General features: G+C 63.9%; 10 protein-coding genes. 6 read left to right on the forward strand and 4 right to left on the reverse strand.

The window, feature by feature from the left end; all coding sequences use genetic code 11:
* Positions 1–158 precede the first annotated feature (158 nt).
* The 6 genes from ABRP34_RS19905 (at position 159) to ABRP34_RS19930 (ending at position 7,062) form a co-directional block, all read left to right on the forward strand.
* Positions 159–986 carry an IclR family transcriptional regulator gene (locus ABRP34_RS19905; RefSeq protein ID WP_353711498.1) on the forward strand — a complete coding sequence of 276 codons (828 nt, stop codon included), beginning with the start codon at positions 159–161 and terminating at the stop codon, positions 984–986.
* Between the two features lie 118 nt (positions 987–1,104).
* A complete protein-coding gene (locus tag ABRP34_RS19910) occupies positions 1,105–2,439 on the forward strand; it encodes an MFS transporter (protein WP_353711499.1) in 1,335 nt (444 codons plus the stop codon).
* The gene (locus ABRP34_RS19915) at positions 2,439–3,482 is read left to right on the forward strand and encodes an alcohol dehydrogenase catalytic domain-containing protein (protein ID WP_353711500.1); all 1,044 of its coding nucleotides are present in this window, start codon (positions 2,439–2,441) and stop codon (positions 3,480–3,482) included. The genes ABRP34_RS19910 and ABRP34_RS19915 overlap by 1 nt, the downstream gene beginning before the upstream one ends.
* Complete coding sequence (gene rhmD / locus ABRP34_RS19920; protein WP_353711501.1) at positions 3,482–4,663, forward strand: L-rhamnonate dehydratase; 1,182 nt, start codon at positions 3,482–3,484, stop codon at positions 4,661–4,663. The genes ABRP34_RS19915 and rhmD overlap by 1 nt, the downstream gene beginning before the upstream one ends.
* Positions 4,664–4,697: 34 nt before the next feature.
* A complete protein-coding gene (locus tag ABRP34_RS19925; RefSeq protein ID WP_353711502.1) occupies positions 4,698–5,555 on the forward strand; it encodes a fumarylacetoacetate hydrolase family protein in 858 nt (285 codons plus the stop codon).
* Between the two features lie 238 nt (positions 5,556–5,793).
* Entirely contained in the window at positions 5,794–7,062 is a 1,269-nt protein-coding gene (locus ABRP34_RS19930; protein WP_353711503.1) for a S8 family serine peptidase, read from the forward strand.
* A gap of 314 nt (positions 7,063–7,376) precedes the next feature.
* On the opposite strand, the gene ABRP34_RS19935 is transcribed toward ABRP34_RS19930, so the two are convergent.
* Genes ABRP34_RS19935 through ABRP34_RS19950 form a run of 4 tightly spaced genes read right to left on the reverse strand, consistent with a single transcriptional unit; the run spans position 7,377 to position 11,655 of the window.
* Positions 7,377–8,144 (reverse strand): 3-oxoacyl-ACP reductase, encoded by a 768-nt coding sequence (locus tag ABRP34_RS19935; RefSeq protein ID WP_353713419.1) that lies wholly within the window; start codon positions 8,142–8,144, stop codon positions 7,377–7,379.
* Between the two features lie 35 nt (positions 8,145–8,179).
* Positions 8,180–9,547, reverse strand: coding sequence for an aldehyde dehydrogenase family protein (locus ABRP34_RS19940; RefSeq protein WP_353711504.1), 1,368 nt, complete (start codon positions 9,545–9,547; stop codon positions 8,180–8,182).
* Positions 9,528–10,292, reverse strand: coding sequence for a gamma-glutamyl-gamma-aminobutyrate hydrolase family protein (locus tag ABRP34_RS19945; protein WP_353711505.1), 765 nt, complete (start codon positions 10,290–10,292; stop codon positions 9,528–9,530). The genes ABRP34_RS19940 and ABRP34_RS19945 overlap by 20 nt, the downstream gene beginning before the upstream one ends.
* The gene (locus ABRP34_RS19950) at positions 10,273–11,655 is read right to left on the reverse strand and encodes a glutamine synthetase family protein (protein ID WP_353711506.1); all 1,383 of its coding nucleotides are present in this window, start codon (positions 11,653–11,655) and stop codon (positions 10,273–10,275) included. Before ABRP34_RS19950 ends, ABRP34_RS19945 begins: the two co-directional genes overlap by 20 nt.
* Positions 11,656–11,694: the final 39 nt, after the last annotated feature.

Here is an 11,694-nt window from a genome sequence, read left to right on the forward strand (position 1 = left end):
GCGGCCGGTGCGTGAACACCTACTCGTTCGGCTCTTGCGGGCACGGCGCTACGGCAGGTGCTTTCGCGCCTGTCCGGGGCCGGGCCTACAATTCATGTATGCGAACAGCCCGGTTCTCTGCGCACGCTAAGGGGGCTGGATCAACCTCGGGAGCAGACATGAATGAAGACCGGACGAACCCGACAGTGAAGTCGGCGGACCGGGCCCTTGCGGTAGTGGAGTTTGTGGCGGGCAAGGGGTCAGCCAGCTTCACGGAGATCCTTGAGGCCCTTCGTCTGCCCCGGTCCAGCGCACACGGGCTGCTGAGTACTCTGTGCTTCGCGGGCTGGCTGGACCACAATGCAGCGAACCGGCAGTACTCGCTCGGGCTGAGGGCCTGGCAGGTGGGGCAGATGTACACGGGACACCAGACCCTGGCCAACGTCGCGAAGCCGGTGATGGACCAGCTTTCCAGCTCACTGGGTGAGACCGTACAGCTGGCACTCCTTGATGGCGTGGAGAACGTCTACATTGCGATCAGCCAGTCATCGAGCGGAATGAGGCTCGGCTCCTCCGTCGGAATGCGACTTCTGGCTCACGCGACGGGAATCGGGAAGGCACTGCTGAGCATGCTCGAACCCGAGGACGCGCAGCAGCGGCTCAGCTCTGTGGCGTTGCCGCGCCTGACGGCCAAGACCGTCACGGACGTTAAGGCCTTGGCGGAGCTGGTTGCCGACGCGAAAGCCAATGGATTCGCCCTGGATGATGAAGAATACCTGGATGGCTGCCGGTGCGTAGCCGTTCCATTGACCAGCGAGTCCGGCGGGGGAATGAATGCGGCGCTTTCGGTCACGATGCCGGCCGCGCGGACGGACGAGGAATGGCCCGGAAGCATCCTGCGGCCGCTCGCGGCGGCAGCGCAAGAAATCCGCGCCCTCCTGGGCGTCCGGGAGCCCGGAATTGCCCTGCCGGCGTCGCTTTCGCGCGCCTCTCGAACTGGCTCTTAGAACCCCCGTCACCCAAAGCAACAGGTAACTGTTGCTGCTTGTGGTGACCTGTGCCATACTCATCGTGTTCACATTCTTGAACTTCAATTCACGCTCATGAACTCAATGAGGAGTTACTTTGTCAAAACAGGCTCCCACCAGCGAAGCGCTGGCCCCGATCATTCGACGAGTTACCCGGCGGCTGATTCCGGTCCTGCTGCTGATGTACATCCTGGCGTTCCTTGACCGTTCCAACCTCGGGTTCGCCAAGGCGGCCTTCCAGGCCGACACGGGCCTGTCGGACGCTGCGTACGCGCTGGGCGCCGGCATCTTCTTCCTCGGCTACGCGGCCCTTGAGGTCCCCAGCAACATCTTGATGCGCCGGCTCGGCGCCAAGATCTGGTTGGCCAGGATCATGATCAGTTGGGGCATCGTCTCGGCACTCATGATGTTTGCTCAGAATGAATGGTCCTTCTACATCCTCCGGGTGTTGCTCGGCATCACAGAAGCCGGCTTCTTCCCCGGGGTGATCCTGTACCTGACCTACTGGATTCCCGCCCAGTTCCGCGGAGGCGTCAACGGCCTCTTCTACTTCGGCGCACCACTGGCGTTCATCTTCGGCGGACCGCTTTCAGGCCTTCTTCTCGACCTCGATGGACTGGGCGGTCTCCAGGGCTGGCAGCTCATGTTCGTGGTCACCGGCGCCCTCACCGTCGCCATCGGTATCTGGGCATTCTCCTACCTGGACAACGGCCCGGCCGATGCCAAGTGGCTGAACGAGAGCGAGCGGGCAACACTGATTGCCGCCTTGAGCGCGGAGGAACAAGGCAAGGCGGACCACTCTCCGAAGGGTGCCCTGCGGGCCCTGGCCAACCCGAAGGTCCTCTACTTCTGCGTCATCTACTTCACCATCCAGATGAGCGTCTACGGCGTCACCTTCTACCTGCCCACCCAGATTGCCGCCCTTGTCGGCAGCAAGGTGGGGCTCGGCGTCGGCCTCATGACGGCAGTGCCCTGGGGCATCGCGATGGTTGCCACGTTCCTGCTCAGCCGCTTGGCCGACCGGACCGGACGCCGCCGCCTCGTGGCAGCTGCCTCCCTCACGGCCGCCGCCGTCGGCATTTTCGCCTCGGCGCTCACCGACAACCCGCTGATGGGGCTGGCGGCACTGTCCCTGGGCGCTGCCGGATTCATCAGCGTGCAGCCGGTATTCTGGACGCTGCCCACGGCGATGCTGGCCGGCGCTGCCGCTGCAGGCGGCATCGCACTGATCAACTCCATTGGAAGCCTTGGCGGTTTCGTGGCCCCCATCGCGAAGACCTGGGCCGAATCCTCCTTCGGTCCGAAGGCGGGACTCTTCCTGCTCGCCTTCACTGCACTGCTCGGTGCCGTCCTGCTCTACAACAGCCACCGGATCAGCAAGATCGTTGACACCACGCCGCATACGCAGCTCACCGAAGAGAAAGTGCACTGATGAAGGCCCTTGAACTGAAAGACTTCCACCAGCTGGTGGTCGTGGACCGGGATGAACCTATGGTTGGCCCTGGCGATGTCCTGATCGACGTCGTCGCCACCGGCATCTGCGGATCGGACATTCACGGCTACACGGGCGAGAACGGGCGGCGCGTTCCCGGGCAGGTCATGGGGCACGAAACGGTGGGACGCATAGCCGCCCTCGGCGCCGGGGCAGATGCCTACGGCCTGGCCGTTGGCCAGCCGGTCACCTTCAACCCGCTCATCAGCTGCAACGCCTGCGAAGCCTGCGACGCCGGCCAGCAGCAGCACTGCCCCGAACGAACCGTGATCGGCGTGAACCCGTCCATCGTGTCGGCCTTCGCCGAGCAGGTCTCGGTGCCCGCTCAGAACGTCGTGGCACTGTCCGCCGAAACGCCGATCGTCTACGGCGCGCTGATCGAGCCCCTGGCCGTTGCCTTCCACGCCGTCCGGCGTGCCCGGATCGGCGCCGGCCAAAAGGTCCTGGTGATCGGAGGCGGGCCCATCGGCCAGTCCGTCATCCTTGCCGCGATCCAGGAAGGGGCGGGGCAGGTCCTCGTCTCGGAGATGGACCCGGCCCGCCGCGCCCTCTGCCAGCGCTTGGGCGCGCAGGCCCTCGACCCTGCTGCGGGACCGTTGGACGAGCAGGTCCGGGCCGCCTTCGGAACCTTGTCCGACACCACAGTGGATGCTGTCGGCATTAAGCCCACCATCGCCGGCGCCCTGGAAGCCACGAAGTTTGGCGGGGTAGTTTCCCTGGTGGGCATGGGCTCGCCCGAACTGGCCTTCAACGCTTACCGCGTCTCCACCGAGGAACGTGAGATCGTGGGCAGCTTTTGCTACAACAACCAGGACTTCCGTGATGCCGCCGCCTGGGTGGACCAGGGATCGCCCGTCCTGGCCGAACTCATCAGCCGTGAAGTGTCCATGGACGACGCCGATGCTGCCTTTGCCGGGCTTGCCTCGGCCGACGGCACCGCCGGCAAAGTCCTCGTCCGCCTCGACTCAGCAAGGAACAATTAGTGAGCATCGAAAACCGCATCCGCCACGTCCGTGCCTATACCCTTCGCGGCGGCGGCGCCGACTACCACGACCAGGACGCCGGGCACTGGATCGACGACCACATCGCCACGCCCATGTCCGTGTACCCGGAATACCGCCAGTCCCGCCAGAGCTTCGGACTGAACGTCCTCGGCACCCTCGTCGTCGAGATTGAGGCCGACGACGGCACTGTCGGTTTCGCCGTCACCACGGCTGGGGAGCTGGGCGCTTTTATCGTGGAGAAGCACCTCGCCCGTTTTGTCGAGGGCGCCAGGGTGACCGACATCGAAAAAATTTGGGACCAGATGTACCGATCCACGCTCTTCTACGGCCGCAAGGGTGTGGTGCTCAACGCCATCAGCGCTGTGGACCTGGCGCTGTACGACTTGCTGGGAAAGATCCGGCAGGAGCCCGTCTACGCTCTGCTGGGCGGGCCGGTCCGCGACGAACTGACCATGTACGCCACCGGCGCACGCCCGGACATCGCCAAGAAGCTGGGGTTCATCGGCGGCAAGATGCCGCTGCACCACGGGCCGGCCGAGGGGGAGGAAGGCCTCCGCAAAAACCTGGAAATGATCAGGGACATGCGGGAGAAGGTTGGCGAGGACTTCTGGCTCATGCTCGACTGCTGGATGTCCCTCGATCTTGACTACGCCACCCGGCTGGCGCACGGCGCGGCGGAGTACGGCCTGAAGTGGATTGAAGAAGCTCTTCCCCCGGATGACTACTGGGGCTACGCGAAGCTCAAGAAGCAGGTCCCGCCCAAGATGCTGGTGACCACAGGCGAACACGAAGCGACGCGCTGGGGATTCAAGCTGCTCCTGGACATGGACTGCGCCGACATCATCCAGCCTGACGTCGGCTGGTGCGGCGGAATCACCGAACTCACGAAGATCTCGGCGATGGCCGACGCCAACGGCGCACTGGTGGTTCCCCACGGTTCGTCCGTGTACTCGTACCATTTCGTGGTCACACGGACCAACAGCCCCTTCGCCGAGTTCCTGATGATGCACCCTACCGCTGAGGAAATCGTCCCCATGTTCTCGCCGATGCTTCTGGGCGAGCCCGTTCCGGTGAACGGCAAGCTCAAGGTCCCCGAAACCCCGGGGTTCGGCGTCGAACTGAACCCGGCGCTGGAGAAGCTTCGCCCGTACACGCACTGACAACCCCTCATTACTAACAACAAGGAAACGAACAATGGAATTGATGCGCTTGGGCGAACCCGGGCAGGAACTGCCGGTAGCCAAGGAAGGCGAGAAATACTTCGATCTGCGGGGGATCACCGCGGATATCGACGGCGGCTTTCTCGCCAATGATGGCATCGCCAAGGTACGTGAGGCAGTCAAGGCCGGCTTGCCGGAAGTTGAGGATGCGGCATCACTGCGGATCGGCGCACCAGTTGCCCGGCCCGGGGCGGTGCTGTGCATCGGCCAGAACTACGCAGCCCATGCCGCAGAATCCGGTGACGCACCGCCGTCGGTCCCGATCCTCTTCTTCAAGCACCCCAACACCGTGGTCGGTGCCTTTGACCACGTGGTGATACCGCCCGGAGCCAAAAGGGTGGACTGGGAGGTGGAGCTGGCCGTTGTCATCGGCAAGCGCGCGTCCTACCTCGAGTCGCCCGAGGAAGCATTGGACTACGTTGCCGGCTATGCGGTCAGCAACGATGTATCCGAACGCGCATTCCAGGTGGAACACTCAGGCGGGCAGTGGTCCAAGGGCAAGTGCTGCCCGACGTTCAACCCCCTGGGGCCGGCGCTGGTTCCCGCCGACGAGGTGGGGGATCCGCAGCAGCTGCGGCTGCGGTCCGCCGTGAACGGGGAAACGAGGCAGGACTCGAACACCTCGGACATGATCTTCTCCGTGGCCTACATCATCTGGCACCTCTCCCAGTACCTGGTCCTGGAACCCGGCGACATCATCAACACCGGGACCCCGCAGGGGGTCGCGCTTTCCGGCAAGTTCCCTTACTTGCGTGAAGGCGACCGCATGGAGATCAGCATCGAGAAGCTGGGCCGTCAGGAGCAGAAACTGGTCAGTTACACCAAGCAGTGACTGCGGTCTAAGTGCCGCTCGTTGCCCCGGCCCGCCGCTTTGGTGAGGGCAATAGGTAGGCGGTGCCGCCGTCGTCCGTTTTTCAGGGCGAGGCGGCACCCAAGCCTTGGGCCACCCGAGTTTCTGTACAGATAATCCGCGGTTGGCACGATCCAAACCGCGATAGCTGGACAAAAACTCGGGGTAATCTTTGGGCAGACGCTAGGTGGCCGGACCGGAGTGAAGCAAGATGCTCGGTATGAGAAAAGTCGTTACAGCCAGCCTCGCCGCAGCAATCGTAGGTTTTGGCGCACTCACCCTAACTGTCCCGAGCAACGCGGCAACGGAGCCGCAGCAGATCTCTGGCCAGATCATCGTCAAGTTCCGCGACAGCGGCGCAGCGCCTGGCCTACTGCGCCAGAACGGCCTCAGCGGCGGCGCTGCCATCGGCAGCACGGGCGCCCACCTCATCAAGGTGCCGGCCGGCAAGGAATCCCAGCTCATCGAATCCCTGAGCAGGAACCCCGCCGTCGAATACGCCGAGCCGGACCAGCTCGTTACCGCCGCCGTCGACGAACCCGACCCGGACTACTTCCCTCGCCAGTACGCTCTGCACAACGAGGGTCAGTCATTCACCAACACCAACGACACAGTAACGGTGGCCGGCGGCAAGGCCGATGCCGACGTGGACGCCGTCGAAGCATGGGCCGTCACTACCGGCAAAGACATCAAGGTTGCCGTGCTCGATACCGGTGTCGCCACCGACAACGACGACATTGCAGCGAATGTCGATCTGCACGCTAACTTCAGCACCGCGGCAACAGGCGAAGACAACTACGGCCACGGCACCCACGTGGCCGGCATTATTGCCGCCACCAGGGACACGGAGGGTGTCTCCGGTGTATGCCCGGATTGCTCCATCCTGGACGGCAAAGTCCTGAACGACGCCGGATCCGGCTCCACGTCATCGATTGTCAATGGCATCAACTGGGCCGTAGAAAACGGTGCCAAGGTGATCAACATGAGCCTCGGACAGCGCGTCTCCTCGCGGGCCCTCGAGGCTGCCGTCAACAACGCGTGGAACAAAGGGGTGGTGATCGTAGCCGCGGCCGGCAATGCCGGTACCCAGGCACAGATCTACCCGGGCGCTTACCCGAACGTCATTGCCGTCGCCGCTACCGACAACAACGATGCCAAAGCCTCCTTCTCAACCTATGGCAAGTGGGTGGATGTGGCAGCGCCCGGGGTCAATGTCTACTCCACCTTCCCGAAGCACCCCTTCGAGATCGGCAGGCAGAACGGCCGCGAGATGGGCTACGACATCGCCAGCGGTACCTCAATGGCCTCACCTGTCGTTGCAGGCGTTGCCGCGCTTGTCTGGAGCAACACACCCGCGGGCACTGAAAACAAGGCTGTCCGCACAATAGTCCAATCCACCGCCGACAGGATTACCGGCACTGGCACCTCCTGGGAGCACGGCCGCGTGAACGCGTGCAAGGCCGTGGCTGGTGACTGCGACCAGCCCTGAGGTTTAGGACTGGAGTGACTGCATCACGGAGACGTGGCCGGCGCGGTCGGCGATGAGGCACTTGGCCAGGTAGAAGGGCCGGTTGGCGTGCCTGGTACGCGCTTGTTGGACAAGCTCCGGATTTTCTTGAGCAAGGGAGTCAGAACGAAATCTGCCCGTCCGCAGCCAGAAATCTGGCTGCGGACGGGTGCTTTCTCCGCTGCGTTCGGCACTTAACTGTTTGTCTGAAGGCCGGTAGCGGAAGAGGTTTAACCCTTGGAGACTGAGGGCCACACCGGCGCCGCCGGTGTGGCCCTCAGCGTAGAAGTCGCCTCCTACTCCGGCGTCACGTATGCACCGGCAATGCCGCCGTCAACAAGGAACGTGGAGGCGGTGATGAACGAGGCGTCGTCGCTGGCAAGGAATGCAACGGCGGCGGCCAGTTCCTCAGGTTCGGCGAACCTGCCGAGCGGAACATGGACCAGGCGGCGGGCGGCCTTCTCCGGGTCCTTGGCAAAAAGCTCCTTCAGCAGCGGCGTATTGACCGGGCCGGGGCACAGGGCGTTCACGCGGATGCCCTCGCGGGCGAACTGCACACCCAGCTCACGGCTCATCGAGAGGACGCCGCCCTTCGATGCGCTGTACGAGATCTGGGAAGTGGCAGCGCCCATCACCGCTACAAAGGAAGCCGTGTTGATGATGGATCCCTTGCCCTGCGCCTGCATGTACGGCAGGGCGTACTTGCAGCAGTAGAACACGGAGGTCAGGTTCACTTCCTGCACCCGCCGCCAGGCGTCGATTCCCGTGTCGATGATCGATGCGTCGTCTGCCGGGGAGATACCGGCGTTGTTGAACGAAATGTCCACGCTGCCGTAGGTTTCGTTGGTCACGGCGTAGAGGTTCTTGACCTCCTCCTCGCTGGTGACGTCCACCTTGACGAACAGGCCGTCGACCTCTTCAGCGGCACGCTGTCCGGCAGTCGGATCAAGATCGGCGATTACAACGTGTGCTCCTTCGGAGGCGAACCGGCGGGCAGTTGCCAGGCCGATACCGCTGGCGCCGCCGGTGATGACTGCGCTGCGGCCCTTGAGGCGGTTGGAGATAACTTCAATCATTTTTGCTTTTCCTCGTCTTGTGGTCAGGCGGTGGTGGAAATGAAAACGTTCTTGGTTTCGGTGAAGGCGTTCAGGGCGTCAGGTCCCAGCTCGCGGCCCAGACCGGACTGCTTGAATCCGCCAAAAGGCGTCGAGTACCTGACGGACGAATGCGAGTTCACCGAAAGATTTCCGGATTCCAGTCCGCGGGCAACCCGCAGGGCCCGCCCCACGTCCCTGGTCCAGATGGAACCGGACAGGCCATAAATGGTGTCGTTGGCCAGCCGAAGCGCGTCAGCCTCGTCCGTAAAGGGCACTACTGCCACCACCGGACCGAAGATTTCCTCGCGCATCACGCGGTCATCGCGGGACGGCGTCAGGACGGTGGGCGGGAACCAGAAACCCGCGCCATCCGGCGCCGATCCCTGGAAGGCGATGGGTGCGCCGTCAGGCACGAAGTCTGCCACCGTGCGGTGCTGCGCGGCTGAGATCAACGGCCCCATGAACGAGTCCTCGTCCCGGGGGTCCCCGACCTTCAGCGACTTAACGGCAGGTTCCAGCAGTTCCAGAAACTTTTCGAACACCTCATGCTGGACCAGGATGCGGGAACGGGAGCAGCAGTCCTGCCCGGCGTTGTCAAAGGCTCCGGCCGGGGCTGCGGCGGCTGCCGCCTCCAGATCGGCATCGGAAAAGATGATGTTGGCACTCTTGCCACCCAGTTCCAGAGTCACCGGCTTCACCTGCTCGGCGCAGCCGGCCATGATCCGCTTGCCCACGCCCGTTGAGCCGGTGAAAACCACTTTGCGCACAGCCGGGTGCGTGACGAAGCGTTCCCCGACGACGGATCCCTTGCCGGGAATGATCTGGAGTACACCGTCGGGCAGGCCGGCTTCCGTGGCAAGCTGCCCGAGGCGCAGTGCCGTCAGCGGTGTCAGCTCGGCGGGCTTGAGGACCACCGTGTTGCCTGCCGCAAGCGCCGGAGCGAATCCCCACGCGGCGATGGGCATTGGGAAGTTCCACGGGACGATCACTCCCACAACACCAAGGGGTTCGTTGAAGGTGACGTTGACGCCGCCGGCAACGGGGATCTGCTGGCCCATGTGACGTTCCGGGGCGCCGGAATAGTAGTTGAGTACGTCCCGGACGTTGCCTGCCTCCCAGAGGGCGTTGCCGATGGTATGGCCGGCGTTGACCACTTCAAGATGGGCGAGGTTTTCGACGTCGGCATCCACCGCGGCGGCGAAGCGGCGCAGCAGCAGTGCTCGGTCCGCGGGTGAAACGTTGCGCCACGTTTCAAAGGCGGCTGCCGCCTTTTCGATGGCGCGGTCCGTATCCTCCAGTGTGGCGAGGGGAACCGTCTCAATGACCTCTTCCGTGGCCGGGTTCAGGACATCAAACGTGCTGGTGGACATCGACTAGGTTCTCCGTTCGTTCTTGGCGGTAGTTGCGGGCTGCTTCAATGAATCCCTTGAAGAGCCGCAGGTCGTCCGGGTTTTGTTCGGGGTGGTACTGGACTCCCAGCACCCATCCGCCGGCCGTCGTCTCGAGCGCCTGGACGGTGCCGTCCTGCGCTGCCGCAGTCACCCGCAGTCCGTCCGCGATCCTCTCCACGGCCTGGTGGTGGTAGCAGGGGGCGCTGGCCTGTGGCCCGAGCAGCTCATCGCTGATGCTGCCCGGCGCGGTGGTGAATTCGACCCGGCCGAACACCCCGGGCGCCGGCTGGTACTGGGCCGCACCCGGGTTGACGTCCGGAATGTGCTGGATCAGCGATCCACCCAGTGCCACGTTGAGGATCTGGGCGCCGCGGCAGATGGAAAACAGCGGAAGCCCCGTCGCCAGCGCCGCCCTGGTGAGGGCGATGTCATGGGTGTCCCGTGCCGGCTGGGAGCGGGTCAGCTCATGGGGCTCCGCACCGTACTGTTCCGGGTCCACGTCGCTTCCGCCCGCAATGATGAGCCCGTCCAGGAGCTCGACGACGGTGGGATCGGTACCCACCGGCGGCAGCAGGACCGGCGTGCCGCCGGCTGCTACCACTGCCTGCACGTAGGTGCCGGGCAGGATGGCGGCGTCGGCCTGCCAGACGCCCCAGGCGGCCTTCTGGTAGTAGGTGGTCAGGCCGATCCGCGGCCGGTAGGGATCAGAGACGTTCAAAGCCACGCTTGCGCTCCCAGTCTGTGACGGCACTGTCATAGGCCTTGAGTTCGACGTCGGCCGCGTGCACGTAGTGGTCCACCACCTCGTCGCCGAAGGACTTGCGGGCGATTTCGCTGGTGGCGAGCAGGGCGCGCGAGTCACGGAGCGTCGTCGGAATCCGGTCGGCAGTGGACTCGTAGGCGTTGCCGACCATGATGGGTTCCAGTGGGAGTTCGTTCTCGATGCCGTGTATGGCTGCTGCGATGAGGGCTGCCGCGGCGAGGTAGGGGTTGACGTCGCCGCCGCCCACCCGGTTTTCCACGCGGAGGCCGGGACCGCGCCCGACAATGCGCAGCGCGCAGCTGCGGTTGTCCAGGCCCCACGCGATGGCGGTTGGTGCGAAGCTGCCCTCGACGAAGCGCTTGTACGAGTTGATGTTGGGGGCCAGGAAGTACGAGAGCTCCTTCATGGCCGCCAGCTGCCCTGCCACGAAATGCTCCATCAGCGGGCTGAAGCCGTGTTCGCCGTCACCGGCGAGCACCGGATTGCCGTCCAGGTCCGTCAGGCTGAAGTGGATGTGGCAGGAGCTGCCTTCCCGCTCGTTGTACTTGGCCATGAACGTGATGCTCTTGCCGTGCTTGCCGGCGATCTCCTTGGCGCCGTTCTTGTAGAACGCGTGGCCGTCGCAGGCCCGCAGCGCTTCGGCGTACCTGAAGGTGATCTCCTGCTGGCCGTGGTTGCACTCGCCTTTGGAGGATTCGACGACGAGTCCCGCGTTTTCCATGCTGTTGCGAATGTCGCGGATGACCGGTTCGAGGCTGGCCGTGGCGAGCAGTGAGTAGTCGACGTTGTAGCGGGTGGACGGTTTCAGCGCGACGTACTGCTTGTCCCATGCTTGCTCGTAGCTGTCGTCAAACATGATGAACTCAAGTTCCGTGCCGATGTGGGCACGGTATCCGAGCTTCTCAAGGCGTTCGATCTGGGCCTGAAGGATCTGCCGTGGGGATTGGGTAACCGGACGGCCGTCGAGCCAGAGAATGTCGCACTGGACCATCGCGGTGCCCTCCAGCCACGGCACCAGCCGGAGCGTGCTGACATCTGGCCGCATGACCATGTCCCCGTAGCCGTTGGCCCAGGACGACATCGCGTATCCGTCGACCGTGTTCATTTCGACGTCGACGGCGAGGAGGTAGTTGCAGCCTTCAGCGCCGTGTCCGAGGACGTCCTCCAGAAAGGACTTTGCGCCGCAGCGCTTGCCCTGAAGCCGGCCCAGTGAGTCGGTGATGGCTACGACGACGGTGTCGATTTCACCTGCCGCAACCTTCTGCCTCAGCTCCTCGACAGTCAGCTGTGTCTCGGGGGATTTTCCTGCCGCTTGATTGGTCATTTGATTTCCGTAACTTCGATGGGTGGTGGATGTGATCCG

The organism is Arthrobacter sp. K5 (assembly GCF_040448525.1).
GTDB classification, from domain to species: Bacteria; Actinomycetota; Actinomycetes; order Actinomycetales; family Micrococcaceae; genus Arthrobacter; species Arthrobacter globiformis.

Coding starts and splice junctions, on each gene's coding strand:
- ABRP34_RS19950 (WP_353711506.1), bottom strand. CDS start 11,655: ATGACCAATCAAGCGGCAGGAAAATCCCCCGAGACACAGCTGACTGTC.
- ABRP34_RS19940 (WP_353711504.1), bottom strand. CDS start 9,547: ATGTCCACCAGCACGTTTGATGTCCTGAACCCGGCCACGGAAGAGGTC.
- ABRP34_RS19915 (WP_353711500.1), top strand. CDS start 2,439: ATGAAGGCCCTTGAACTGAAAGACTTCCACCAGCTGGTGGTCGTGGAC.
- ABRP34_RS19905 (WP_353711498.1), top strand. CDS start 159: ATGAATGAAGACCGGACGAACCCGACAGTGAAGTCGGCGGACCGGGCC.
- ABRP34_RS19930 (WP_353711503.1), top strand. CDS start 5,794: ATGAGAAAAGTCGTTACAGCCAGCCTCGCCGCAGCAATCGTAGGTTTT.
- ABRP34_RS19925 (WP_353711502.1), top strand. CDS start 4,698: ATGGAATTGATGCGCTTGGGCGAACCCGGGCAGGAACTGCCGGTAGCC.